The sequence below is a fragment of the Thermanaerosceptrum fracticalcis genome (assembly GCF_000746025.2).
Lineage (GTDB): Bacteria > Bacillota > Peptococcia > DRI-13 > DRI-13 > Thermanaerosceptrum > Thermanaerosceptrum fracticalcis.
The window spans coordinates 1249463-1275811 of sequence record NZ_CP045798.1 but is presented as its reverse complement, the minus strand read 5'-3'; the positions used below and the strand labels follow the sequence as shown (position 1 = coordinate 1275811).

At 42.3% G+C, this 26349-nt stretch carries 22 protein-coding genes; 17 read left to right on the top strand and 5 right to left on the bottom strand.

All coding sequences use genetic code 11. From position 1 onward, the window contains the following. The first annotated feature begins 14 nt into the window (after window positions 1-14). The 14 genes from BR63_RS06735 (at window position 15) to BR63_RS06670 (ending at window position 15435) form a co-directional block, all read left to right on the top strand. Window positions 15-335, top strand: a complete 321-nt coding sequence (locus tag BR63_RS06735; protein ID WP_034424408.1) for a TusE/DsrC/DsvC family sulfur relay protein — start codon at window positions 15-17, stop codon at window positions 333-335. 198 nt (window positions 336-533) lie between these two features. Beyond that, a complete protein-coding gene (locus BR63_RS06730; protein WP_034424407.1) occupies window positions 534-1931 on the top strand; it encodes a cobyrinic acid a,c-diamide synthase CobB in 1398 nt (465 codons plus the stop codon). 123 nt (window positions 1932-2054) lie between these two features. Beyond that, window positions 2055-3743, top strand: coding sequence for an FAD-dependent oxidoreductase (locus BR63_RS06725; protein ID WP_034424405.1), 1689 nt, complete (start codon window positions 2055-2057; stop codon window positions 3741-3743). Window positions 3744-3882: 139 nt separating this feature from the next. Then, a complete protein-coding gene (locus tag BR63_RS06720; protein WP_034424402.1) occupies window positions 3883-4752 on the top strand; it encodes an NAD(P)/FAD-dependent oxidoreductase in 870 nt (289 codons plus the stop codon). Window positions 4753-5596: 844 nt separating this feature from the next. Beyond that, on the top strand, window positions 5597-6262 hold the full coding sequence (locus BR63_RS06715) for a helix-turn-helix transcriptional regulator (protein WP_034424400.1): 666 nt from the start codon (window positions 5597-5599) through the stop codon (window positions 6260-6262). Continuing rightward, window positions 6259-7470 (top strand): DUF362 domain-containing protein, encoded by a 1212-nt coding sequence (locus BR63_RS06710; protein WP_034424397.1) that lies wholly within the window; start codon window positions 6259-6261, stop codon window positions 7468-7470. Before BR63_RS06715 ends, BR63_RS06710 begins: the two co-directional genes overlap by 4 nt. Window positions 7471-7507: 37 nt before the next feature. Next, window positions 7508-7972 (top strand): RidA family protein, encoded by a 465-nt coding sequence (locus tag BR63_RS06705; protein ID WP_034424395.1) that lies wholly within the window; start codon window positions 7508-7510, stop codon window positions 7970-7972. 192 nt (window positions 7973-8164) lie between these two features. Next, window positions 8165-9229: a TRAP transporter substrate-binding protein gene (locus tag BR63_RS06700; protein WP_034424393.1), complete on the top strand. Its 1065-nt coding sequence runs from the start codon at window positions 8165-8167 to the stop codon at window positions 9227-9229. A 128-nt stretch (window positions 9230-9357) separates the two neighbouring features. Further along, window positions 9358-9867 carry a TRAP transporter small permease gene (locus BR63_RS06695; RefSeq protein ID WP_034424391.1) on the top strand — a complete coding sequence of 170 codons (510 nt, stop codon included), beginning with the start codon at window positions 9358-9360 and terminating at the stop codon, window positions 9865-9867. 21 nt (window positions 9868-9888) lie between these two features. Continuing rightward, entirely contained in the window at window positions 9889-11175 is a 1287-nt protein-coding gene (locus tag BR63_RS06690; RefSeq protein ID WP_051966079.1) for a TRAP transporter large permease, read from the top strand. 64 nt (window positions 11176-11239) lie between these two features. Next, on the top strand, window positions 11240-11980 hold the full coding sequence (locus BR63_RS06685; protein WP_051966077.1) for an MBL fold metallo-hydrolase: 741 nt from the start codon (window positions 11240-11242) through the stop codon (window positions 11978-11980). A gap of 20 nt (window positions 11981-12000) precedes the next feature. Next, window positions 12001-13239, top strand: coding sequence for a metal-dependent hydrolase family protein (locus tag BR63_RS06680; RefSeq protein WP_034424388.1), 1239 nt, complete (start codon window positions 12001-12003; stop codon window positions 13237-13239). Continuing rightward, a complete protein-coding gene (locus tag BR63_RS06675) occupies window positions 13226-14407 on the top strand; it encodes an aminotransferase class V-fold PLP-dependent enzyme (RefSeq protein ID WP_034424385.1) in 1182 nt (393 codons plus the stop codon). Before BR63_RS06680 ends, BR63_RS06675 begins: the two co-directional genes overlap by 14 nt. Before the next feature lie 8 nt (window positions 14408-14415). Beyond that, on the top strand, window positions 14416-15435 hold the full coding sequence (locus tag BR63_RS06670; RefSeq protein WP_034424383.1) for a Gfo/Idh/MocA family protein: 1020 nt from the start codon (window positions 14416-14418) through the stop codon (window positions 15433-15435). A gap of 425 nt (window positions 15436-15860) precedes the next feature. On the opposite strand, the gene BR63_RS06665 is transcribed toward BR63_RS06670, so the two are convergent. The 5 genes from BR63_RS06665 to BR63_RS06650 all read right to left on the bottom strand — a co-directional run bounded on the left by BR63_RS06665 (window position 15861) and on the right by BR63_RS06650 (window position 20862). Further along, the gene (locus tag BR63_RS06665) at window positions 15861-16085 is read right to left on the bottom strand and encodes a DUF5348 domain-containing protein (protein WP_187142736.1); all 225 of its coding nucleotides are present in this window, start codon (window positions 16083-16085) and stop codon (window positions 15861-15863) included. Beyond that, window positions 16082-16882, bottom strand: a complete 801-nt coding sequence (locus BR63_RS06660) for an ExeA family protein (protein WP_187142735.1) — start codon at window positions 16880-16882, stop codon at window positions 16082-16084. The genes BR63_RS06665 and BR63_RS06660 overlap by 4 nt, the downstream gene beginning before the upstream one ends. A gap of 1 nt (window position 16883) precedes the next feature. Continuing rightward, window positions 16884-18230 carry a DDE-type integrase/transposase/recombinase gene (locus tag BR63_RS06655; protein ID WP_187142733.1) on the bottom strand — a complete coding sequence of 449 codons (1347 nt, stop codon included), beginning with the start codon at window positions 18228-18230 and terminating at the stop codon, window positions 16884-16886. A 53-nt stretch (window positions 18231-18283) separates the two neighbouring features. Next, entirely contained in the window at window positions 18284-18787 is a 504-nt protein-coding gene (locus BR63_RS19485) for a DUF6431 domain-containing protein (RefSeq protein ID WP_276568918.1), read from the bottom strand. A 311-nt stretch (window positions 18788-19098) separates the two neighbouring features. Then, window positions 19099-20862: an Rqc2 family fibronectin-binding protein gene (locus tag BR63_RS06650; protein WP_034425167.1), complete on the bottom strand. Its 1764-nt coding sequence runs from the start codon at window positions 20860-20862 to the stop codon at window positions 19099-19101. 284 nt (window positions 20863-21146) lie between these two features. On the opposite strand from BR63_RS06650, the gene BR63_RS06645 reads away from it, so the two are divergent. From BR63_RS06645 to BR63_RS06635, 3 genes are read left to right on the top strand one after another with little or no spacing between them, the layout of a single operon-like run. Then, window positions 21147-23906: a calcium-transporting P-type ATPase, PMR1-type gene (locus BR63_RS06645; RefSeq protein ID WP_034425165.1), complete on the top strand. Its 2760-nt coding sequence runs from the start codon at window positions 21147-21149 to the stop codon at window positions 23904-23906. Window positions 23907-23920: 14 nt separating this feature from the next. Next, on the top strand, window positions 23921-24769 hold the full coding sequence (gene dapF, locus BR63_RS06640) for a diaminopimelate epimerase (protein ID WP_034425163.1): 849 nt from the start codon (window positions 23921-23923) through the stop codon (window positions 24767-24769). Between the two features lie 16 nt (window positions 24770-24785). Further along, window positions 24786-25955, top strand: a complete 1170-nt coding sequence (locus BR63_RS06635) for an LL-diaminopimelate aminotransferase (protein WP_034425162.1) — start codon at window positions 24786-24788, stop codon at window positions 25953-25955. Window positions 25956-26349: the final 394 nt, after the last annotated feature.

The following is a 26349-nucleotide window of genomic DNA, read 5'->3' as shown; positions in this document are numbered from 1 at the left end:
TGAGGTGTTGTCTTATGGCAAGTATTGAAGTAAATGGTGTTGTGATAGAACTTGATGAGGATGGTTTCATGGTAAACCCTGATCTTTGGAACGAAGCTGTAGCTAAAGCTTTAGCTCCTACAGAAGAGGTCACCGGTGAATTAACTGAAGACCACTGGAAAGTCATCAATTATCTCCGCAACTACTATCTCCAGTTTGGTATTGCACCTATGATTAGAAAACTCACTAAGGAAACAGGTTTCAGCTTAAAGGAAATTTATGACCTGTTCCCCACTGGCCCCGCCAAAGGTGCATGTAAACTGGCTGGTTTACCCAAACCCACAGGTTGCGTTTAATTCAAAACAAAAGAACAGCCAGTACGGTTAGTACTGGCTGTTCTTTTCTCTGTGGCCGGTGACCGGAGTCCAGGAGAAGTGAACATAAATTAGACTATTAATTACTGGTCACTGAAGGCAAGATTATATTGTGCATGGGGACTTTACAAGCTATGATGTAAATGTGATACAAGTTAAACAGAAATAGGTGATATATACATGAACCTTAAAGTACCCCGTTTGCTTTTATCGGCTTCCCATGGCCGCTCCGGAAAGACTACGGTAGTTTTTGGCCTGGTGGCAGCCCTAAGCCTGGAAGGCTTAAAGGTGCAGCCTTTCAAAAAAGGGCCTGACTATATTGATCCCGGTTGGTTAACGGTGGCTGCAGGGACACCCTGCCGCAACCTGGACCCTTATTTAATGAAGTCCGAAGTTATTTTAGATTCCCTGGTCAGGCAGGGTTCCCTGGCCGATATTGCTGTGATTGAAGGCGCTATGGGGTTATATGATGGCTTGGGGGACCGGGGAGAAGGGTCTACGGCAGAATTAGCTAAAATAACGAAAAGCCCTGTCATTTTGGTTGTCAGTACAGAACGCATGACGCGCAGTGTGGCCGCTCTGGTGAACGGCTTTGTGCATTTCGACCCGGAATTAAACGTGGTGGGGGTTATCCTAAATAAAGTGGCCAATCCCCGCCATGAAAGTAAATTACGGAAAGCTATCGCTGATTATTGTCCTGTGCCGGTGCTGGGAGCAGTACCGAAAGAAAAATGGCTGGAATTGCCCGAAAGGCATCTGGGTTTGGTGCCAACCCAGGAAAATTCAACTGCCCAGGATTTGAGAATAAGGGCAGCCAATTTAATTAAGGAAAATGTAGACATACCCAAACTCCTGGAGATTGCCCGGCAGCAGGAAGACTTACCCCTGTCCGTGTCTGCAGTGACAAAGATCCCGGCAGATAAAGTAAGGATTGGGGTCTTGAAGGATGCAGCCTTTTCTTTCTACTATCCGGAGAATTTAGAAGCCCTGGAAAAGTCCGGAGCTGAACTGGTTTTTGTAGACAGCTTTAGTCAGCCGGAATTGCCGGAAGTCCATGGTTTATACATCGGTGGGGGTTTCCCCGAAATGTTTGCCCGAGAACTGGAAGCTAATCAGTCTTTAAGAAAGAATATTAAAGATTTAATTGAAAAGGGCCTGCCCGTTTATGCCGAATGCGGGGGACTTATGTATTTGACCCGCTCCATCCAGATACATGGCGAGACGTATGCCATGGTGGGGGCTTTGGCGTGTGATACGGTCTTTGGTGATAAGCCGCAAGCCCACGGGTATGTGGCCATGCGGGTGGGAGAGAAATCTTCTTTTTATCCCCAGGGCTGCCTGGTGGTGGGACACAAGTTCCATCATTCTAAGGTCATCAACCTGGATGAACAAATGACAAGCCTCTCCTGCAGCCTGGAACGGGGGAACGGTATTACCGGAAAGTTGGAGGGCTTAACCTATAAGAATACCTTTGCCACCTATACCCATATCCATGCCTTGAGCACGCCGGAATGGGCACCGGCCCTGGTGGAAAAGGCCAGGCAGTATAAGTTGTCAGTTGGTAGCTCCGTTCCGTGACCGGTGACCTGTTACCAGTGACAAGTAAATTAACCGGACACCGGACACTGGGCTCTGGTCACCGATAAATTGGATGTCGGAAGTCGGAAAGCGGAAGTCGTAGAAGAGAGAGGAGGAAATAAAGTGGAGAAAAAACGGCTGATCGTGATTGGGGGAGTGGCAGCCGGGACCAAGGCGGCCAGCAAAGCTAAAAGAGAAAACCCCAGTCTGGAAGTTTTCATCTTTACCCGGGAAGGCGACGTTTCTTATGCCGGTTGCGGGTTGCCATATTACATCGGGGGTATGATGAAAGAGCGCCGGGAGCTGGTAGTGCGGGCCCCTCATGAGTTCAAACTGGAACAGGGGATCCAGATTTTCGTCAATCATGAAGTGACCCAAATCCTTCCCGCCGAGAAAAAGGTTCTTGTTACGGATTCAAAGAAAAATCAGGGGAAAGAGTATGCTTATGATTACCTGGTCCTGGCCACAGGTGCTTCGCCCATTGTACCGCCCATACCGGGAGTAGATTTGGATAATATCTTTACTTTACGCACCGTTTTGGATGCGGAGAATATTCGTAAGCTGGTAGAGGGCGGTACTGTAAAAGAGGCCCTGGTAGTAGGGGGAGGATTCATCGGCCTGGAAACGGCGGAAAACCTGGTACGGCAGGGTGTTAAAACCACCCTGGTGGAAATGGCTCCCACCATTATGCCGGGGTTTGATCAGGAAATGGCTCTTTTCGTCACACGCAACATTGCCCAGTGCGGCCTGAAAATAAAAACAGGTACGAAAGTTGTGGGCTTTGCCGGCAATGAGGAAGGTAAAGTACAGTCGGTCAGCCTGCCCGATGAAGAAATACCTGCTCAACTGGTGGTTCTTGCTACCGGCATTAAACCAAACGTGGAGCTGGCCCGGGAGGCAGGTATAAAGATTGGGCCTACCGGCGCTATTGCCGTGGACCCCTTCCAGGAAACGAGTATCCCGGGAATTTTTGCCGTGGGGGATTGCGCCGAGAATTATCACCTGCTTACCGGCAAACCTGTCTGGTATCCCATGGGTTCTACAGCCAATAAAACAGGTCGTATAGCCGGCATCAACATTGCCCTTGACAAAAAAGTCGAAAAGTTTCCGGGTGTCCTGGGTACAGCTATTGTCAAAGTTTTTCACATGAATGGGGCCAGGACAGGACTCACTGTAGAAGAGGCCAAAAAGGCCGGTTTTGAACCGGAAATGGTTTGGGTGCCAACCCATGACAAGTCCCATTTCTACGAGGATTGCGCTGATATTATTACGAAACTGGTGGTAGACAAAAAGACCCGTAAAATCTTGGGAGCTCAAATTGTCGGGGACGGCGTAGTAGATAAACCCATTGATATCTACGTTACAGCCATCTCTTTAGGGGCCACTGTTGACGATTTAAGCAATCTGGATTTGGCTTATGCTCCTCCCTTTTCTATGGCTATGGCCAATACCCTGGTGGCTTCCCATGTCATGGCCAACAAGCTGGCGGGGAAGTTTTCCGGGCTCACTTACCAGGAGTTGGCCGACAAGCTCAAAGAAAACCCGGATACTTACCTCTTAGATGTGCGTATTGAAGATGAATTTAAGACTGTTCACCTGCCCGGTTCCGATAATATTCCTTTGAGTTATGTCCGCATGGAGGCGGAAGAGATGGATCCCGACCAGGAGATAGTTGTCGTATGCAAACTGGGGAAACGTGCCTACCTGACCTACAAGATTCTCCAGGAACTAGGATTCAATAATGTAAAAATCCTGGAAGGTGGTTTGGAAGTTTATCCCTACGAGAAAGAAACGGGGGAAAAGGAGTCGTAACATTTTTTATACTAAAACAATTAAAGTGTTTACCGTTTACGGTTTACGGTTAACCGTTAACGAAACTACGTACGGACTTTAGGTATGGATTCTTCCTCCTTGGGGAACTCTTTTTTTAGAAGGAGGAGGCGTTTTGTTAATGGATAGCAATAAAACTTATGATCTTATTATTGTGGGCTGCGGACCTGCTGGTCTTTCGGCGGCGGTAAACGCGAGGATCCGGGAAAAGGATTTTCTCCTCTTAGGCGGAGAATTCTGTTCTCCCAAACTCCACAAGGCTCCCTGGATCGATAATTATTTGGGCATCTACCATATCACAGGTGAAGAATTGCGACAGAATTATCTTAAACACCTGAAAGCCTTGGACATAAAGATTCACCACCGCAGAGTCGATACCATCTATCCTGCCGGGGAAACTTTTCAGGTATTAAGCAAAACAGATGTTTTTACCGCTCGGACTGTCATTTTGGCTACGGGCCTCTCCAGCCCTAAATATTTGCCGGGAGAACAGGAACTCCTGGGTAAAGGGGTAGGCTATTGTGCTACCTGTGACGGGCCTTTATATAAGGGGAAAAAAGTCATCATGATCGGTGAAGTGGAGGAGGCTGAAGAGGAGGCTAATTTTCTGGCCGATATTTGTGAAGAGGTTCTCTATATACCCCGTTATGGTGAACCCAAACATCTCAAAGACAAAGTGAAGGTCCAGGAGGGAAACCCCAGAGCTATTCACGGTGAAGGACATTTTACAGCCTTGGAAACCGACAGGGGGAAATACGAAGCTGATGGGCTTTTTATCATTCGTCAAGTCACACCTGTTCAGGAAATCTTGCCGGGTTTGGAATTCGAGGGCAATGTCATTAAGGTAGACCGGGCCATGGCCACCAACATCCCGGGGATCTATGCTGCCGGCGACTGCACAGGGGCCCCCTACCAGTTGGCGAAAGCGGTGGGGGAAGGCCTGGTAGCCGCCCTCAGTGCCGTCAAGTATATTGATACGGGGAAAAAGTAGTTTGGGTAACACTTAAGATTAAACATCTTTATACATGTCAATATATGTTTCTATTTCTATATTAATTAATCATAAGGGCAAAATATTTGATTCGAATGGGAGTTTCTCCTAATTGAGGTTTTTTGATATACCGATTTTCGTGATTTTTTGGGCTCTGGCGCTACAAAATAAGAAAGGAGTGAGGTAAATTCTGCCTCACTCCTTTCTTCGTAAAAGAAATAATAATATCCCCTATTTTCCTGTGTTGTCTACAGATGCAAGAGAACCAGCAAAACAAGGGGGAGGTTATGGAGCTCCCAGTGGTGTTTAAGCGGGCCTGTGACTATTGAAGGTACACCCACTACCAGCACTGCCACATACACTTATGACACGACAAACGTGTAACTAATGGTAGACGGGGAAGGACGTTGTGTTAACTATAGCTACAACGCCAATGGAAATATCACGCAAATAGCTTGAAATCCTCTTGACTCGGTTAATAAATCTGTTTACTACTCTCTCCTACGACAATAGCAACAACCTAACAGAAATAAATGATGCTAATAATAACAATCAACAGACATCAATAAGTTTTACAAAAAAAGTTTTACAAAAAAATTTTTTTTGTAAAACTTATTGTAATAAAACTCAAATCTTGCTATTATTTTAATTGTAGAAAATAAAATTAGTTTAAATATAAAATGTGGCTCTCGGAACAAATGACAACAAATTAAAGACCCCTTTTTTCTGCAGTTGCAAATCAATTTTCCGTAAGATAACAAAAATGGCCAAGGTATAATGCCTTGAACCATGACACTCTCGATTATCCGAGAGACTAAATAAAAATATTCATATGGGGGTAAATATGAAAAAAATAAGGGAAGAAATGGATTTACTAAAATCTATAATTAAAGGGATTGCTGAACAGTTTGGTGAGCGTTGTGAAGTTGTATTACACGATTATGACAATCCGTATGATAAAACAATTGTTGCGATAGAGAATGGTCATGTTACTGGACGTAAAGTTGGCGATTGTGGCACGAACCTTGGCCTAGAAGTACTTAGAGGTACAGTTAAAAACGGGGATAGATATAATTACTTAACCCAAACTAAAAGTGGAAAGCTACTTCGCTCCTCATCTATTTATATAAAAAATGACGAAGGTAAACCGATCGGTGCAATTTGTATAAATTATGATATTACGGATTTTGTTATGGCAGAAAAGACACTAAAATCAATTACCATCAGTAACCAAAAAGACGAAACTAATGAAGTAATAACAAACGATATAAATGAACTTCTCGATTATTTAATTCAAAAGTCATTACAACATGTAGGTATACCAGTTGCCTTGATGAATAAAGAGGATAAAATAAAGGGATTAAAATTTCTCGACGATAAAGGAGCATTTTTAATAAAGAAATCAGCCGACAGAATATCAAAATATTACGATATTTCTAAGTTCACCCTTTATAATTATTTAGAAGAGGCGAGAAATGGTATAGGCCAGAACATAAAGGAGGAGTTATGAATACCAAAGGAAAAGTTGCGATAGTACATAAGGGAGTAAATAGTACCTATGAAACCATTAAAAAAGCTGTTGATCTACTCGGTGGTATTGGAAGATTTGTTAAACCTGGCCAAAAAGTTATGTTAAAACCTAATTATACTGGTAATCTACTCCCTGAAACAGGCTCTGTTACTTCATTAGCAGTTTTAGAAGGTATAATAGTTATGCTCCAGGAAGTGGGAATTGAAAATATTATTATAGGTGAAGGTTGCGGTACTGTTCACGTTGGTACGTCCAGAATCTTTGAAAATGTCGGTGTGTCCAAGCTTGCCGAACGTTACAATGTAATGCTCAGAGATTTAAATTTAGACAAAATGATAACCGTTAAGGATAAGCGATTTAAAGAATTAAAAGAAGTAAAAGTTGCAGAGACAGTATATAACGTTGATTTAATCATAAACATCCCTATGTTAAAGACACACCCGTTAACGGACGTCACTTTATCATTAAAAAATATGAAAGGTGTAATTGCGCCCAGTGAAAAGAGAAGATTTCATAACATAAATTTACATCAGGCAGTAGCTGATCTACATTTAGTACTTCCTAAGTATTTGACTATCGCCGATGGCTTAATTGCCCAGGAGGGGTTAGGGCCGGCAGAGGGTACACCTGTACCTTTGGGATTAATAATTGCAGGTGATAATCCTGTCGCAGTAGATTCAGTCTGTTCCCGTATCATGGGTTTTAATCCGGCAGATATAAGGCATATACGCTACAGTGCAGAGATAGGAATAGGTAGTTATTCCCTCAATGATATAGAAATAGTCGGTGCGACCATTGAAAGCGTAGCAAGAAAATTTGAACCGGCAGTTACAGCTCTTAAAGAATATCCCGGGGTTGAAATCTATTCATCCAATCCATGTAGTGGTTGTATTGCAGCATTGGTTATTGCATTGGATAGAATGCTAAAAATGGGCGATCTCGTTAAATTCGAAGGACTTCAGATATGTCTCGGTTCTGCAACACAAAACATTAAAAATATAAAAAGGTTATTCTACTTAGGTAATTGTACTAAACAAAATTACGAAAAAAGTAAGTGTAATCCAAACGTTCACTACATAGAAGGTTGTGCACCACCAGGATTGGAAGTCGAAGAAAGAATAAGAGAAGTTTATGGGATACCAAGGAGCAACCCTCTTTTAACATCGTCAAACAATTCTGTCAATTAACTGATTAGTACATTATATAATAAGAGGAGGACTTACAATGAGTAAAATACAAGATAGGTTGGAACAGTTGGGGATATTACTTGATGAGCCCCCTTCACCAGTTGCTGCATATGTACCCGCAGTTACTTTTTTAGACAAACTGGTGTATGTTTCAGGTCAGGACTGTAGAAAAAACGGAAAACTAATTTACGAGGGCCTACTTGGAAGGGATTTGACTGTTCAACAAGGCTATGAGTGTGCCAGGCAGTCTGCAATTAATTGTTTGGCTGTACTAAAACAACATATAGGTGATTTAGAAAAAGTAAAACGTGTTGTAAAAGTTCTTGGTTTCGTAGCAAGTGCACCTGGTTTTGAGGAACAGCCATATGTAATTAACGGAGGGTCAGAACTCTTTGAGACAGTATTCGGAGAGAATGGTAAGCATGCCCGTTCAGCAATAGGAACGAATCAGTTACCCTTTGGTACACCTGTTGAGATTGAAGTAATTTTTGAACTAAAATGATATGTTACTAGAAATCTGTATTACTTAAATAATTGCATTTAAGTGTGAAAACAGAAATAATGGCGCCTTATTTCTGTTTTGAATAGATAGAATAGTTTAAACAAACTGTATTACTATTATATTAATAACAAAAAAACATTGTCCTTTAAAAATGTTAAGTGTTATTTTATTAATAAAAAGAGGAGGAAAAAAATGAAAAAGTTAATTTCAATTTTATTAATCTTCTGTATGGCTACTCTTTTATTTACAGGTTGCTCTGGACAAAAACCTGCCGATTCCAAACCCCCCGAGGAAAAAACAAATGAGGTTAAGCCAATAGTACTTCGTTTTGCTGATACGGAAGTTCCAGGTATGCCCGAATATGAAGGTAACTTATACTTCATAAAACTAGTAGAAGAGCGCACCAAAGGAAAAGTAAAAATTGAGTATTACCATAGTAACCAGATGGGTAATGACAAGCAGATTACTGCTGCTGCTATGGCAGGGACCCTTGATATAGTAAAGTGCGCGGCTGGTAACTTTAGTGAGTTTTCTAAAGCACTAAGTTTTACTGACCTTCCCGGGCTCTTTAAGAATGCAGAGCATATGAGAAAAGTTTGGAAGAGCGATATTAGAGAACAGGTTACATCTCAGATAAAAAAGGATACTGGTTTAACACCTGTTATGTTTGATATTGATGGTGGAGCGGCAAGAGCTTTATTTTATAACAAAAAACCAATCACAGTTCCGGCAGACATAAAGGGAATGAAGTTTAGAACTACGGGTTCGCCAATTGAGGTTTCTCTATTTAAGGAGTGGGGTGTTGCTGCTACACCGATGAACTTTAACGAACTCTATACATCATTACAGCAAGGTGTTGTTGACGGAATGTACGGGCATCCTATAGGAACTTATTATAATAAGCTGTGTGAGGTAACAAAATATTGTACCATAGTTGACATATCTTACATAACTACATTAAAGCTTCTTAGTAAATCCGCTGTAGAAAAACTGGGTGGTGAAAACTCCGAGCTCTATAATATTGTGATTCAAGCTGGTAAAGAGGCGGAACTAGAAAAAGATAAATTAATTAGTAACAAAAATAAAGAAATTGAGGATCTAATAACTAAGGCTGGCGTAAAGATTATAAAACCAAACAGTGACCAGATTAAACTTTGGAGAGAGGCTGCCCAGAAAGTATGGTCTGAATACGTTGGTTCAGGTAAGTTGATATCTGAGGAACTTGTTAAAAAGGTCCAAGAGTTAGAGAAACAGTAATTAGTAAGTTATAGTAGGGAGAGTAAAGGGATTACCCCAATACTCTCCCTTAATCAAAAAATAGATACTTTTTCAGAAATATTGTGTATATAATATGTGTTTTTCCGTATTAAGGAGGCTGATAGTGATTGGCAAAAAAACTTATTTATAAACTACATTCCACAGTAGGTGTTATAAGTGATAAGTTAAACAGTATTGCTGAAATTATTTCAATTATAATAGGCATCGTCTTACTGGGTTCTCTGTCAATGGGGGTATTTTCCAGATATGTTATTAAAAATCCTTACATTTGGACTGAGGAAATAGCCAGGTTTTGTATGATCTGGTTAACTTTCATTGGTGGAAGTGTAGCCATGAAACAAAGGGAACTTGTTAATTTCTCAGTTTTAATCGATTCAATTCCAGCTAAATTTTCTAAATTTTTAAGGCTAGTTAACACATTATTAATAATACTATTCATTGCAATATTTCTAAGATATGGCATTGATGCTTTAAAATTATTCATGCGAATGAAAGCATCTGCTACCGGATTGTCATTATTCTGGCCTTCAGTTGGCTTGTATTTAGGAGCGATCTTTATGTTAGTTCACTCAATACACATGCTTCTTGAACAGGCTATTTCTATGAGAAAAAATTGATAAGAAAGGGAGAAACAGATAATGGCGATTTGGTTGTTTACTTTTATTGTTTTGTTTTTAGTAATAGGTATGCCAATTGCATTTGGTCTTGGACTTGCGGTTGCTATGACAATTTTAATCAATGGGAAAATACCTATGACCATGGTTTTTCAACAGTTCTATCAAGGGGTAGATAGCTTTACTCTTATTGCGTTGCCCCTGTTTATACTGGCAGGTAACCTAATAGCCCAGGCTAAGATTATAGATGATATTCTTGTTTTGTGTAATGTTTTAGTAGGCAAAATTCGTGGTGGACTGGCAAATGCAAATATAGTTGGAAGTATGTTTTTTGCTGGAATATCAGGTTCGGCTGTTGCAGAGACCGCAGCAATAGGAGGAGCTCTTATACCGGCAATGGTTAAGAATGGTTATGACCCGGATTTCTCTGTCGCTGTAACCGCTTCAGCTTCAGTAATTGGACCTATCATTCCTCCCAGTATTGGTATGGTACTTTATGGATCTATAATGCCTGTGTCAGTTGCGGCGCTTTTTGCAGGCGGTTTGGTACCGGGAATAATGCTGGGTATTGGTTTGATGATGGTAGCAACCTTCATTAGTTATAAGCGCAAGTATCCGGTTATTACGGAAAAATATGGTGTTAAAGGCACAATTAAGGCTCTAGTTAAAACATTCCCGGCACTCCTAATGCCCATTATCATTTTGGGTGGTATATTGGGCGGTGTCTTTACTCCAACTGAGGCTGCAGCGGTTGCAAATATCTATGCATTGTTAATAGGTTTTTTCTATTACAGGTCGTTGGACTTAAAAGGGGTTATAAGTTGTATCAAATCCAGTATGGTTCTAGCAGGTGCTGTCTTAACCATAGTCGCGATTACCTATCCTTTAGGTTGGCTTGTGGCGATGGGGCAGGTCCCTCAGCATCTGGTAGAAATAATTACATCAATTACATCGAATAAATACCTGGTTTTATTCTTTATAAATATCTTTCTACTATTTCTCGGGTGTATTATGGATGCCAATGCGAACCTTCTCATTTTTGCTCCTATTTTGGCACCTCTTGCCCTCCAACTTGGTATTGATCCGGTGCATTTTGGAGTAATTTTTGTTCTTAATATTATAATAGGTTTGGCAACACCGCCTTTTGGAGTATGTTTATTTGTTGCCTCTGGAATTGGTAAAATCCCCATTGAGAGAGCCATGAAGGCAATAATACCATTTGTTCTAGTTGAAATTTGCGTATTGTTCTTGGTGACATATTTCCCAGCTTTAATTTTGACTTTTCCAAAATTAATGGGGTTAATTAAATAAGTGCAATTATCCGAGGTTCCTGAATTAGTTATATGAAAAAGAATTTTCTACTGGAGTGGTTATAATGTTTCTTCGAATTCATGATGGCTTATTTATGGTTGGTAATGGTGCTATTGGTTTATCGAATGGGAAGGACTGTGCAGTCTATCTAGTAATAGATAAGGATGATGCTATATTAATTGATACTGGATCAGGACTTGAGAGTGAATTGATACTAAATAACATAATTGAAACAGGGTGCCCATTAAGCAATATAAAATATATTTTTATTACTCATGCTCATGGTGATCATGCCGGAGGTACCTATTACCTAAAACAGAAGCTTATAAACAGTAAAACTGTTGCCTCTGAGCCAGAAAAATATTTAATTGAAAATGGTACCGAATATGAGCTTGGTTTAACTTTTGCAAAGTATAAGGGGAGTTATCCACAGGATTATGTTTATAAACATACTGCCATTGATATAACGGCGAATAATGAAGAAGTATTTAAGGTAGGGAATTTAACTGTTACGGCAATCATTACACCAGGGCACAGTGAAGGCTCAACTTGTTATCTTATAGAAAAAAGTGGAATGAAATGGTTGTTCAGTGGAGACGAAGTATTTATGAATGGATATTTGAGTCTTCTTAACTGTCCTGGATCAACTATGGAAGGATATAGAATAGGATTGCCACGCCTTGCTGGGCTTAATATTGATGGATTGTTTCCAGCCCATCATATGTTCACATTAAAAGATGGACAGAGCCATATCGACATTGCATTGGAACGTTTAAAAGGATCCTCTCTACCGCCTATGGTATAAATTTAAAGGGGGCTCAAACAGTGAAGGTTATTCTAGCCAAGAAAATGATTGACGGATATAGTAAAGAATTAAAAACTGATATAGGTGTAGTAATAGAAAAGGAAAATATTGTTATTGTTGAGCAGCGAGATAAGTTACAGCCCTTGCTATCGGAACCAGGCATAGAAATTATTGATGCAGGGGATTGTACTGTAATGCCAGGCCTAATTGATACTCATGTCCATTTGTCATTCAGTGCAAGTACTAATCCATTAAACGAAATACTTGCAGAAGAAGAAAACGAAGTTTTATTGAGAATGGCGGGAAACGCACAAAAAGCCTTATCAGCTGGAATAACAACTCTGAGAGATTGTGGTGCAAAAGGTTATTCCATAATAAAACTGAGGGAAGCTATAAATAAAAATATCATTATTGGGCCGCGAATCGTATGCAGTGGCATGCCTCTTACCATTACCGGAGGCCACTGCCATTTTTTCAATTTAGAAGTAGATAGTAAGGATGAGGTAATCAAAGCACTCCGTAAACTTGTTAAGAACGGTGTTGATTTTATAAAGATTATGATATCCGGTGGAAATATGACCCCGGGTAGTAGTTCAAAAATAAATCAGTATTCAAAAAATATAGTAGAGACAGTTACCGAGCAGGCCCATATGTTTGGCAAGAAAGTTAGTGCCCATGTACATAGTACAGTTAGTATTAATGATGCAGTTAGTTCCGGCGTAGATGTATTGGATCACTGTAGCTGGATGAAGGACGATAATGTAGATTATGACCAAAAAACTGTAGAGGAAATTGTGGCAAAAGGGATTTATGTTTGTCCAGCAATGGGTAAGTCATATATACTTCCTCCTAAAGAGGCAGCACCACTTCCAGAAAAGATACAACTCTGGGAAACATTTCAGGAGAATAGATTTTACACCACCAAAAAGATGTATAATTCTGGAGTAAAAATAATTGCCGGGACGGACGCAGGTTGTAAACTGACTGAATTCGATGAGCTTTGGAAGACACTTCTATTGATGCATGAAAAGTTAGATATGCCAAAGGAAGAAGTGGTTAAATCGGCAACTAGTTTAGCAGCTGAAGCCATAGGAGTTGGAAATGTGGTAGGTACAATTGAAAAGGGCAAGAAAGCGGATATCATTTTCGTTGATGGATGCCCCTATGATGATCTAAGTAGTCTAAAACGTGTAGTCAAAGTATTTAAAAATGGTATGAATGTACCTATCAATAGAGGTGACCGTGATGGAATCAAATAACTTTATTAAATATAGAGAGCAGTTACCAGCCCTTAAAAAGAGTATATATCTAAATACAGGTGGCTCCGGACCGCTACCTATACCGATTCTCGAAGAAATAAAGAGCACATACGAATATCTAGCAACTGAAGGTCAAATTCTTATACCTGTTGTAAACAACATGAAAGCAAAAGCTGAAAAAGTAAGAAACACCATAGCAAGTTTTTTAGGAGCCTCACCTGAAGAAATCAGCTTTACAAGATGTATTACAGAAGGAATAAATACTATCGCTTACGCTATGGACTTGCAACGCGGCGATGAAGTGATTATTTCTGACCAGGAAAATCCCGCCTTTATATTACCTTTTTTAAATCTTGTACATATAAAGGGAATTAAAGTAAAAAAGCTTAAGATAGAAAACAGTATAGAGAAAATTATTCAGAACCTTAAAGAGATTATTAACACTAAAACTAAATTAATAGCACTAAGCCATGTGACACATGTTTCAGGAATTCAATTGCCAGTTACCGAAATTTGTAATATCGCACATTCTATGGGAATACTCGTGGCTGTTGACGGTGCCCAGGCTTGCGGTCAGGTGGATGTAAATGTAAAATTTTTAGGTTGTGACTTTTATTTGATGACCTGCCACAAGTGGCTATGTGGGCCAGAAGGCGTAGGAGCCATGTATATAGATGAAAAGACTTTGGGTAAAATACGACCTCCTTTTACAGGCGTGGGTGCGCAAGAGTCGTTCGACTTTGAAAATGATATAATTGTGTTTCACGATAACGCAAAAAAGTTTGAGTTTGGAGGAAGACACCTTCCTTTATACCATGCAATGGGAAAAGCCATTGAATTTAATGCCCAGATCGGAATAAACAATATAGTAAAAAGGAGCAGGGAATTAGCAGAGAATTTAAGATACAGACTGAAAGGTTTAAAAGGTCTTAATATTATTTCACCGGAAAACAAGGAACTTTCTACGGGTATTTTTACATTTTTTATAGAAAATGCTGATCATGAATTAATTGTTAGAAGGGCAGCAGAAAAAAACATAATTATTCAATGGAGAACCATAGATCTGATTAAGAAAACCAAAGGTATTCGGGTGTCGCTAGCCTGGTTTATCACTGATGAAGAGATTGAAACTCTCACAGACTTTATTGAGAAAACTATAAAAGGGTGAATATAAATATGGTGCAAATTGGAGTTGGCGTAATTGGCATTGGTCAGTTTGGTACTTTACATGCCAAGACATTTTCAGAACTATATAATGTAAAATTAATTGGCGTCAGTAGCAGAAATTATAATAATGTAAAAGCGATCGCTGATAAGTATGATGCTATTGCTTACACGGATTACAACCAATTGCTCTCGAATCCTAACATCGATGCAGTATCCATTGCAGTTCCTCCGAATATACAAAAGGAAATGGCTATAAAAGCGTTAGTTGCAGGTAAGCACGTTCTGCTTGAAAAGCCTATTGCCACAAATATTGAAGATGCGTATGCAATTGCTGAAACAGCAGTAAAATATAATAGAAAAGTAATGGTGGGATATATAGAACGATTTAATCCTTCCCTAAGACGTGTAAAAAGTATTTTAAAAAATGGACATATTGGTAACGTTTTTAAAGTTTCAAGTAGAAGATCGTCACGACTTTTAGGAAAACCTGAATGGTGCTTTACAGAAGTGGGGATGATGACTCACATAGTTGGTCATGATGTGGATATCCTAAAATGGATGCTAGATGATAAAGTAGAACGAGTATATGCGGAAAGCGGTTCGTTTGTACGTAACAGAGAAGGTCAAGATGACAATATTTGTTTACTTTTAAGATTTAGAAATGGTGGAATAGGTGTAATTGAGGAATCTTGGTCCTTGCCGTCAACTTTTCCAACCGAAGAGAATGATACACGAATTGATATTTTTGGGACAAAGGGAGTTATGAAAGTTAATAACCTTGAACAGACTATCTCTTTGTGTAACGAGGAAAAAGGATGGCAATATCCCGGAATATTAAGATGGCCCGGAGGTTCTGAAGAGGATGCTGGTATTGAATCATACGCGCTTAAGGATGAATTAAATTATTTCATAAAGTGTATTATTGACGACGTAGAGCCCATAGTTACGGCTGAAGATGCAATAGATACATTAAGGGTATTATTGGCTGCCAAGGAATCAGTTAAACGCCAAAAACCCATATATTTATAACATTTTTGTGTAAATGTATGCAGTTTTGTTACTACCATGCAAACGGCCATGGTAATGTCATTGCTCTAACTGAAAATGCGACAGGGGGACGGTTCCCGTGTCGCATTAATCTGTCAAGAAGGCATTATCGACAGGCAATATTAGCCCTTAGGAAAGAAAAAGACAACTTTTTGAGCAAAGGAGGAAGTGGGGAAGGCAGACTGGAGCGGAAAAAGTAGTTAATTAAGTTCACTTTTTACACAGCCTGCCGTCTCTTTTTGCCTTTCTCTGGATACCTTACCAGTTGGCTAAGGCGGTGGGGAAAGGTGTTACTGACACTTCATAATGTCCTGTAACTGCCAGTATATGGTGTCCAGTTTATGACGGACAATTTGGCCAGTGGCCGAGAAGGTGAGACGACTTTATCGCCACCTTCCCGGATGCCGTTATATTTCCACCTTGTACGAATTCCCGATCCGCAAATTGAAGCGGGCTCCCGGCATAATCACATACCACTGATGATCGTACTCTATGCGGCAAGGAATACTAGTTGAACCGATTAACAAATCAAAAACTTCTCCACAATGGAGTTCGTAACAGTAGTCTCCCGTATCCACCATCCAGCGGTCTTGTTCGTGGTCGTATGTCATCTTGCACCATTGCTGCTTCATGACAATTCTCCCTGGATAACCAACTTAACCATATGGTCATCGATGATCCGGCGGCCATTCTGTGCCCCATATAGCAAGCAGTGAGTACAGACCTTGTTCACTAGCCTAGGGACACCACTAGAGAACCGAAATATCTCATCCAAAGCACCATCAGAAAATATATCATGGTCGGCACCAGCGTAAGCAAGATGTCGTTTCACATAATCCCCTACCTGGGCGCGGTCCAAGTGGGGCAGTTTACACTGGAGATCAATGCGTTGCCGGATAGCGGCATAGGCCTGAAGCTTAAACTTCTCCCAAAGTTCAGTCTGACCGACGAGGATAAGAGCCATGGGACTTTGCGCATCCATCTTGAAATTGAGAAGGAATCTGACCTCCTCCAGCATCTCCCGGTCCAGAAGATGTGCTTCATCTACGATGACAACAGGCTGAAGATGCTGGATACCCCGCATAAGCTCGATTTCTCTATGCAGTTGACGCTTGGCATCACCACGATAAAATTTGGATTCACAGCCTAGCTGCTCCAAGAGACCCTTGTAGAAATGTCTGGGTGTCAGCTTGGAATCCGCCAGGTACAGCACCATGAATTTAGCAGGGTCTAAGGAATCCCTGAATCGACGGATAGTAGTAGTCTTGCCAGTCCCGCAGTCACCGGTAACAACGGCGAACAACTGACGCTGGGCAGCATATTCCAGGCGACCTAACGTCTCTTCCAGCATGAGTGACTGATACAACTCGTTTGTTGGGATATCCCGTGAAAACGGAGTTTGAGATAGCCCGTAGAAAGGTTCAAACATCTTAGTTCCCTGCCTTTCTTACGGTTCTGTAGGAAATGGCAGGAGCCTGTTGTTCTATTCTCTGCTGATTCTTCTCAAGAGCTGCAGCCAGGAGTCTTGAGGATTCGGCTGGTTGTGTCCTTAGATGTTCAGGTAGCTTAGGTCGCTGGCCTACCATTTCTCCGATAACGAGTTCCCGGGCCTTCCAAGGGGTATGCCCCTCATATTCTATGGTCAGTTCAGTAATGTCAGCGGGATCATAGATGACATCTACGGTACACCCGATGAAACTAAGCCCGACCTCATACTTTTTCCCCTGGAAGCTGATACATCCAGCTTTATCAACTTTGCGTTCTTCGCAATGAAGAAAGGCGTTGGCTACTGTTTCCGGGTCCAGGAATTTTAGGGCTTTTTTGTCGCTACGATAGGCACTGGCGGGGCTAGCTTTGCCTTCCAATGCAGAATGGGGCTTGTTTTGATAACACTCCTCTAACCACACCCAGAACAGCTCATTGAGTTTGTCTAATGACTGAGGTTTCTCCAAGGCAACTTCACTGAGAAAGGAATCGACCACCCGGTTAAAACGTTCCACTTTCCCAGTCGATTCTGGGGAATATGGCCTAGCAAATAGTAGCCTAATCCCCATCTTGGCGCAGGCCCGTCCCATCCATTTTGTCCGGTACTGGCTGCCGTTATCGAAGAACACTGCCTCCGGCACTCCATATTTTAAGATAGCCTGACGGAAACAGTCTTCAACGATGACCTGATCCAAGGTTGGATAGAACTGACCGTGAAGAACAAACCTAGTGCAATCATCAAAAAATGTTACTAAGTATACCTGCTTCTTGGTACCATCTATGCCGATAGGTAAGTAGGGTCCATACTTAATGTCGGAATGCCAAAGCTTGTTACGATACTTCTGCTGATACCGCCGAGTAGCAACACCGGTACTCATATACATCTGCATATGCCTGGCGCTGTATCCACGTTCGGCTAGCTTCTCTTGCAGTGTACTGCGCTTAATTTGACCCGGCTGGGCCAGACCTTCCCATTCTAGAATCTGTATGATTTGGGCCACACTGCGCTTTGGAACCTCTCGTCGCAATAATATGGCCTGTTCCAGGATGTTTGGCGGAATGGCATCTTCGCTTCTGCTCTGAGCTTTACCTTTGGGCTTAAGTCCGGCAAAGCCATGTGTCTTATACTCTGACAGATATCTGCGCAGAGTACGTTCGGAAATTCCAGCCTGCTCGCAAATTTGGGTTTTAATCTGTCTGGCTTTGGCAGGGTCCAACCCTTCAGTTAGAAGTGGGGATATGAGTTGTACTCGTTGAGTAGCAACGTCCTCGGCCTTTTTTTGGTCTCTCATGCTAGATTACCTCCCTAATATTCGGAATCTAACATGAGTGTATAACCTCTACATCAGGACAAAAAGGCAGAACGGGTCTGTACCCAGTTATTTGAATTAACTACGGTTCGGACAACTCTGGCTAGCCAGCCGTAAGATTCTCCTACATAATGCCATATCCTTTGGAGCGGGGACAGGGGAAGGTCGGATGGTACTTCCACAGAATTTCTGGAATACTGAATAATAGCTATAGATATTAGGCAACCCAAAAAGTGATTAACTAAATCAAAAAACCAGATCCGCCAACGGGTAATAGTTGATTCATCTGCTGCAACGGCGAGAGTATTCCCGGCTATCACAGTCTCTATACTTTCACTGCAATGCCGCTTGTATGGAACAAGGATATCTGGAAGTTCGTGATGGATGCGCTTACAATTACTACATTGAAGTCTTCTAATCATTAGGACCATTTTTTCTCCGGCACTATTAATGCAGTTCCGCCGGCGACTTCCGATCACTTCCATTGATTCGCTACAGCAGGGACAGAGATTCTGTTCCTCGCTCCTAACAAAAAACACCTTTAAGGGGATTCTCAATGAGCTTATATTTTGTTACAATGACCATGTTAAGCTTATTGGGGACGCTCCTAGTGCTACTGTTGGCGCAGTAACACATCAAAACGGGGGCGTCTTTTCCTTTCTATTTGATATGGTCATTATATACAGCAATTCCTGGTCAGGCAATTCCGTCAGCTTTGTGCCATATTAGTTCGACGGCAACAGGAAAGGCCTTGTGGCTTCCCTCAATGCTAGTTAAATACATTGATAAGGCGAAAAAAATAAACCTGAGCCCAGGCATTTAAGCCTGGGCTCTAATTTGATGGTGTATTTCATTCACCTAGAATGTTTTTTATTCTTTCTAGTTCCGGTGTTATATATATGGTTCGCTGGTTATCATAAATGACCATGCCGGGTTTGGCCCCCTTAGGCTTACGTACATGTTTACGCAATGTATAATCAATAGGTACATGGGTGGAATTACGGACTTTAGAATGATAAGCGGCCAATAAAGCTGCTGCTTCCAGGATGTTGTCCGGGACAGCTTTACCTTCGGGATTTTTAATGATCACATGGGAACCGGGTATATCTTTGGTGTGAAGCCAGACATCATCGGCTTTGGCCATTTTCATGGTTAGAAGGTCATTTTGTTTGTTATTTTTCCCGTAATAGATTTCCCAGCCATCAACGATAACCTTTTGGGGAGAAGTGTTTTCTTTCACGGGTATTTTTCCTTTTTGCGGAGTAACGGTTTTCAAGTAACCGGCCTCGCGGAACTCTTCCTTGATCTCATCAACTTCCTGGACACTGGTTACTGTGTCTAAGGAGGCAGAGAGGCTGTAGAGATAGTCAAGTTCTGCCCGGGTTTCGGCCAAATGCTCCTTTGCTTTATGGGCAGCATTTTTGGCTTTTTGATACTTGTTGAAATAGACTTGTGCATTTTCTAAGACGGAAAGATGCTCATCTAAGGGAATAGTTAAGGTCTCACTGGCAGGAGAATAGTAATTGATTACCTGCACTTCTTTTCCCGGTTTCAACTGGTGGAGGTGAGCCATCAACAGTTCGCCCCAGAGCCGGTATTTTTCTGTATCCTGGGCTTCCAGCACCGTTTGCTCCTGGAGTCCTGCCTTTTTCTCACAGCGCTCGATTTCTTTTTTGAGCAGGTGTTCGATATCTGCCTTTTTTTGTTGGAAGGTATTGGTCTCTTCTTTATGACGGTAGAAATAATCCAGCGCTTCATTCATGGTCGGGAAGGAGATGCGTTCACCGGTGGTAAAGTGGGTTAAAGCCAGGGCGGAGAAGGTCCTGGTTTTTTTATTAAGCATAAGGACTTCAGGGGTAAAACTACCGTGATAGATAGCATAGGCAGCTTCCTTAAAAGCCAGCCATAGTTTGGTTAGTTCATATTGGCCACAGTATTCCAAAGGCAAGGAGGGATTTAGACCTCCCCTTGTGATTATTACTTCCACAGTCTGGGGACCAAGGCCGCTGTATGTGTTTAAGATGGCTTTACTTACGGGCTGAGAAAGGGGATTGGCCAAAAACCTGGCATAAAATTCTTCCTCGTTTACCTCCCAGGGGTTGATTTTTTTCTGGGGAGGAGGAGCCTGATAGGGTAAACCGGGTAAGACCTGGCGGTAGCGGCTCACGGTATGGGGTACCCTGTGGATGGCATCAAGAATTTTATTATTCTGGGGGTTAATCAGAATAATATTGCTGTGGCGCCCCATGATTTCCACCATAAGCTTGCGTGTAACCAAATCACCCAGTTCATCCATTACCTCACAGGTGATGTCCAGGACTCGTTCCAGGCCCTGCTGGGTGATGGAGACAATTTTTCCCCCTTCCAAGTGTTTGCGCAAAACCATACAGAAGAGGGGAGGTTCGGCAGGGTTGGGTTTACTTTGGGTTACCAGGTGAATGCGGGCCTCTTGGGCATGGGCGGAAATAAGGAGTTTATAATTTTGCCCCTTTTGTCTAAGCAAAATAATAATTTCATGGGGCAGGGGTTGGTATATTTTATCGATACGTGCGCCACAGAGCAACTGGTCCAGTTCCAGGCTTACGGCACGCATCACAATTCCATCAAATGACATAGTTTACCTCCAGAGTTAGTTGTTAGTTGTTAGCTCCTAAGCCCCCGTTTCCCCATCCCCGATACCAGAATTAGAAGTATATTTTCGGGTAACTGGTAGCGGGTGGCGGGTGGCGATTAACTTAGTCGGAAAGCGGAAGTCGGACAATCGCTATACATCAGTATATCCCATCTTCCTCTTTTCTGTATCAAGAGTTGTCAGCTAATTCTCGTCATTTTTGTCTCACGCTGCGAATAAGAATTAAGGAATAGAAAATAAGATTAGGCAGCAGAGGAGGCTCGAGTATGGAAAAGAGTAACTGGCATGCCCTGGGGCAGGAAGAGGTAGTGCTAAAATTACAAACAGATAGAGAAAAAGGATTGGAGCAGAAGGAAGCAGCCAGGAGGTTGGAACTCGTTGGTCCCAATCAATTGGTACAACAGAAACGAATATCTCCTGTAGCTATTTTTTTAACTCAATTTAAGGACTTTATGGTTTTGGTTTTAATTGCGGCCACCGTCATTTCGGGGTTACTGTGTGAATATGCTGATGCCATTACCATTATGGCCATAGTCATCATCAATGCTATCTTAGGTTTTATCCAGGAATTTCGTGCTGAAAAATCTATGGAGGCTCTGAAAAAATTGATTGCCCCCGAAGCCACTGTGAAAAGAGAGGGAGAGACATTACGAATTCCTGCCAGCCAGTTGGTTCCGGGAGATCTCGTAATATTAGATACTGGTGATATTATACCGGCAGACTTACGCATTATGGAGGCTCACCAGCTGGAGGTAGAAGAAGCGGCTCTGACCGGTGAATCAGTGCCTGTGAAAAAAAGACCCCAGGAAATATACTTAGCCGATACCCCGCTGGGAGACAGAAGGAACATGGGATTTATGGGTACCGTGGTTACCAGGGGTAAAGGCTGGGGAATAGTAGTAGAGACAGGCATGAGTACGGAAATGGGGCAAATCGCAGACTATATCCAACAGGTTGAAGATGAAGATACACCCCTGCAAAAGAGATTAGCCCAACTGGGGCGTTGGCTTGTCCTGTTCTGCCTGGCTATTGTGGCTGTGGTTGTAGTGACAGGTGTGCTGCGGGGTGAACCCGTTTATCGCATGTTTCTGACAGGGGTAAGCCTGGCTGTGGCGGCCATACCGGAGGGTTTACCGGCCATTGTGACCATCGCCCTGGCCGTGGGTGTACAGAAGATGGTCAAAAGACAGGCCATTGTCCGTAAATTGCCGGCAGTGGAGACTTTGGGCTGTGCTACTGTGATTTGCTCCGATAAAACCGGTACTTTAACTCAGAATGAAATGACAGTTCGCCAGATTTTTTCTTCCGGAGATTTTGTGCACGTTACAGGTGAAGGGTACGAACCCCGGGGCAAATTTGTTTATCCTGAGGTGGATAAATGGCGTAAAGAAAATAAGCATAGTTTAGACATGGCTTTTAAGATTGCCGCTCTTTGTAATAATGCCGACCTGCAAAAGAACGATACTGTAGTGCAGGGATTTTTCAGAAATAAAAAAGAAGATACCTGGGAAATTTCGGGTGACCCTACAGAGGGCGCTTTGCTAGTAGCTGCTGCCAAAGCGGGAATATGGCGTGAGACTTTAGAAAAGTCGGAAAGACGGGTTTATGAAATTCCCTTTGATTCGGAACGTAAACGCATGAGTGTGGTCTATTTAACGAAAAATGGACCTGTGGTCTACTGTAAAGGCGCTCCCGACGTCATATTAAATCTCTGTACAAGTGCCCTTTGGCAGGGGAAAATAGTACCCTTGACGAAAGAAGTCAAAGAAGAAATACTGCGGGCTAATGACAGAATGGCTGCACAGGCCTTACGCGTATTAGGTTTGGCCTTCCGGGACATTCCCCAGAAATTAAACTGGGAGAAGGATGGGAGCACATTAGAGGAGAACTTGACTTTTGTGGCCCTGGCGGGAATGATTGACCCGCCCAGGCTGTCAGCAAAAAAGGCCGTAAGGGTGTGTAAAACTGCGGGCATCAAAACTGTGATGATCACGGGTGACCATAGAAAAACGGCGGAGGCAGTAGCTAAGGAATTAGGCATCATCACAAGTAGCCAGCAAAAAGTTTTAACAGGCCCTGAGCTCGACAGGCTGAGTGACAGCCAGTTGTTAAAAGAAGTCAATCAAATAGCGGTATATGCACGGGTTTCTCCTAAGCACAAGCTCCGTATCGTCAAAGCCTTAAAAGGGGCAGGACATATTGTGGCAATGACCGGAGACGGTGTGAATGATGCTCCTGCTGTAAAAGAGGCGGATATCGGTGTGAGCATGGGCATTACGGGAACTGACGTGACCAAAGAAGCTTCGGCTATGATTTTAGGCAATGACGATTTTGCTACTATTGTGGCAGCTGTTGAAGAAGGTCGGGGCATCTATGATAATATTAGAAAATTTATTCGTTACCTGCTTTCATGTAATGTGGGGGAAGTGTTGACCATGTTTTTTGCAGCCTTGATGGGTTTACCCCTTCCTTTAATCCCCATCCAAATCCTCTGGATGAATCTTGTGACAGATGGTTTGCCTGCCATGGCTTTAGGGGTTGATACCTCAGATCCTGATATTATGACACGTAAGCCCCGGGACCCGCAGGAAAGTATATTTGCCCATGGCTTAACCAGGAGAATATTAGTGAGAGGCAGCCTGATTACCATTATTACCCTCATCACCTATATAGCTGGTTTTTATCTGGGGGGGGAAAACCTGGATTTAGCCAGAACCATGGCTTTTTCAACTTTAGTCTTTGCCCAGCTCTTCTATGTTTTCGATTGTCGTTCCGAACGCTACTCTATTTTTGAATTAGGATTCTTTTCCAATAATTACCTCGTAGCAGCAGTGACCACTTCAGTGCTGATGCAACTTGCCGTTATCTATATACCCTTCTTCCAGCCAATTTTTAAGACTGTTCCTTTAGAAGTTTGGCACTGGGTCTTAATAATTGGTTTATCCGGAGGAACAACCCTCTTGCAGGGATTGTATCGTACTGTTAAAATCAGGAGAAAGAGACGAATTATTACTTTGCGTGCTTAGTGAGGTGCTCACCAGTGAAGTTTGTAAAAATGCACGGAATAGGAAACGATTTTATTTTGGTAAACGGGTTTAAGGAACAGATGCCCCCAAACATCCCTTTAACTGCGCAAAATTTGTGTGACCGCCATTTTGGCATAGGGGCTGATGGATTGGTTTTCCTTCTCCCTTCGGAAAAAGCCGATATCAGGATGAGATATTTCAATTCTGACGGCAGCGAAGGTGAAATGTGCGGGAATGCCATTCGCTGTTTTGCCAAATATGCCTTCGAAGAGGGATTGGTACATAAAGAAAGTTTTACTGTGGAAACCCTGGCCGGGGTCATGCTGCCCCGGCTGGTTCTCCAGGATGGTAAAGTCACTGCAGTGACAGTAAATATGGGAAAGCCTTCCTTGGACAGGGATAAGGTCCCCATGTCCGGTTCTGCAGGACAAGCCCTCAACGAACCACTGAGGGTACTGGATACCGTATTTTATGTGACTGCACTTCTTTTAGGGGTTCCTCACTGTGTCATCTTCGTGGATGATGTGGAAGGAATCGACCTGGGGAAATATGGACCGGCTATTGAATATCATCCAGCATTTCCCAGGAAAACCAATGTCCACTTCATTGAGGTCCTCAATGAGCATGAGATGAAGATGCGGGTTTGGGAAAGAGGTGCAGGTCTCACCCTCGCTTGTGGTACAGGTGCTTGTGCATCCTTGGTTGCCGCTGTTCTGAATAACAAGACAGGTCGCAAGGCTAAAATACATTTGCCAGGTGGCACACTGGATATTGAATGGGCTCTGAATAACCATGTGTATATGACTGGTCCTGCCCAAACAGTCTTTGCCGGTGAAGTCAAGGATGTTTCATTAATAAAATAAAAGAAAGGGTGTTGTCATGGAAGCGACAAGAATCAAAAAACTACCTCCGTATCTTTTTGCCAGGATAGAAAAAAAGATTGAGGAAGCCAAAGAAAAAGGAATCGATATTATCAGCTTTGGTATTGGTGACCCCGATTTGCCCACACCAAAGCCTATTATTGATGAACTCTGTAAAGAAGCCCAAAATCCGGCAAACCACCAGTATCCATCTTCCGTGGGTATGCTGGCTTACCGTCAGGCCGTTTGTGAGTATTATGAGAAAACGCATGATGTTCAACTGGATCCCAGAAAGGAAGTTGTGACACTCATCGGATCCAAAGAAGGAATAGGGCATATCAGCTTTTGCTATGTTGATCCCGGTGATATCAACCTGGTTCCCGATCCAGGGTATCCCGTTTACGGTATCGGTACTTTACTGGCCGGCGGCGAACCCTATCTCATGCCATTATTAGAAGAAAATAATTATTTGCCTGACCTTGCCAAAATTCCTGAAGACATCGCGCGTAAAGCCAAATTGATGTTTATTAATTATCCCAATAACCCTACCGGCGCCATCGCCACCAAAGAATTTTTTGCCGAAGTAGTAGAATTTGCTAAGAAATACGACATCATCGTCTGTCATGATGCAGCCTATACGGAAATGGCTTACGAGGGATACCAGCCCCCAAGTTTCCTGGAGGTGCCGGGGGCAAAAGATGTAGGTATTGAATTTGGCAGCCTCTCCAAGCCCTTTAACATGACAGGGTGGCGTATTGGCTGGGCTGTGGGCCGCCAGGATGTCATTGAAGCTTTAGGTCGCCTTAAGTCTAATTTGGATTCGGGACAGTTCCAGGCTATCCAGTATGCGGGAATTAAAGGCTTAACCGGACCTAAGGACAGCATTATGGAATTACGCCGGGTTTATGAGAGAAGAAGGGATATGGTCGTAGAGGGATTAAACCGCTTAGGCTGGAACCTGTCTAAGCCCAAAGCTACTTTCTATATCTGGGCTCGTGTTCCCAAAGGTTATACCTCGGCAGAATTTGCCGAATATGTTTTAGAAAAAGCGGGTGTGATCATTACTCCCGGCAATGGCTATGGCCATTATGGGGAAGGATATTTCCGTATTTCTATTACCATTCCCGATGAGCGGATTAAGGAAGGTATTGCCCGCTTAGAAAAACATTTAGTAAAAGTAGAATTTTAGTAGAATCCCCGGAGTGAAAACTCCGGGGATTTTTTTATGAGAAATGAGAAGGCAAATCCAACTTTAGGGAGAATATATATTATGATTTCACTGCAAAAAGTGTTTGGTTAGACCCTATTTTCTTCTAAGTACATAAAGATTATGGGAATATTTATAGTTAAACAATATTTTTATCTGTTTTGGTCGCTCGTTTAAGGAACATGGCAAACTCCTGCGATATTATTCTATACTACAATAATATCATCAGAAGACAGTATTCTCAAGGTTTTAACAACTGATATAAACCATATTTTACAAATTATTCGCTACTACAAATAACCTGTCATGTGGGCCGGAACCATTGATTTACAAGGGTTTGGAAAAAATGTCGCCAAACTCCGGATTAATGGAAAAT

Coding starts and splice junctions, on each gene's coding strand:
- BR63_RS06665 (WP_187142736.1), bottom strand. CDS start 16,085: ATGAAGCAGCAATGGTGCAAGATGACATACGACCACGAACAAGACCGC.
- BR63_RS06660 (WP_187142735.1), bottom strand. CDS start 16,882: ATGTTTGAACCTTTCTACGGGCTATCTCAAACTCCGTTTTCACGGGAT.
- BR63_RS06685 (WP_051966077.1), top strand. CDS start 11,240: ATGTTTCTTCGAATTCATGATGGCTTATTTATGGTTGGTAATGGTGCT.
- BR63_RS06730 (WP_034424407.1), top strand. CDS start 534: ATGAACCTTAAAGTACCCCGTTTGCTTTTATCGGCTTCCCATGGCCGC.
- BR63_RS06735 (WP_034424408.1), top strand. CDS start 15: ATGGCAAGTATTGAAGTAAATGGTGTTGTGATAGAACTTGATGAGGAT.
- BR63_RS06705 (WP_034424395.1), top strand. CDS start 7,508: ATGAGTAAAATACAAGATAGGTTGGAACAGTTGGGGATATTACTTGAT.
- BR63_RS06635 (WP_034425162.1), top strand. CDS start 24,786: ATGGAAGCGACAAGAATCAAAAAACTACCTCCGTATCTTTTTGCCAGG.
- BR63_RS06670 (WP_034424383.1), top strand. CDS start 14,416: ATGGTGCAAATTGGAGTTGGCGTAATTGGCATTGGTCAGTTTGGTACT.
- BR63_RS06690 (WP_051966079.1), top strand. CDS start 9,889: ATGGCGATTTGGTTGTTTACTTTTATTGTTTTGTTTTTAGTAATAGGT.
- BR63_RS06650 (WP_034425167.1), bottom strand. CDS start 20,862: ATGTCATTTGATGGAATTGTGATGCGTGCCGTAAGCCTGGAACTGGAC.
- BR63_RS06675 (WP_034424385.1), top strand. CDS start 13,226: ATGGAATCAAATAACTTTATTAAATATAGAGAGCAGTTACCAGCCCTT.
- BR63_RS06720 (WP_034424402.1), top strand. CDS start 3,883: ATGGATAGCAATAAAACTTATGATCTTATTATTGTGGGCTGCGGACCT.
- BR63_RS06715 (WP_034424400.1), top strand. CDS start 5,597: ATGAAAAAAATAAGGGAAGAAATGGATTTACTAAAATCTATAATTAAA.
- BR63_RS06710 (WP_034424397.1), top strand. CDS start 6,259: ATGAATACCAAAGGAAAAGTTGCGATAGTACATAAGGGAGTAAATAGT.
- BR63_RS06655 (WP_187142733.1), bottom strand. CDS start 18,230: ATGAGAGACCAAAAAAAGGCCGAGGACGTTGCTACTCAACGAGTACAA.
- BR63_RS06645 (WP_034425165.1), top strand. CDS start 21,147: ATGGAAAAGAGTAACTGGCATGCCCTGGGGCAGGAAGAGGTAGTGCTA.
- BR63_RS06700 (WP_034424393.1), top strand. CDS start 8,165: ATGAAAAAGTTAATTTCAATTTTATTAATCTTCTGTATGGCTACTCTT.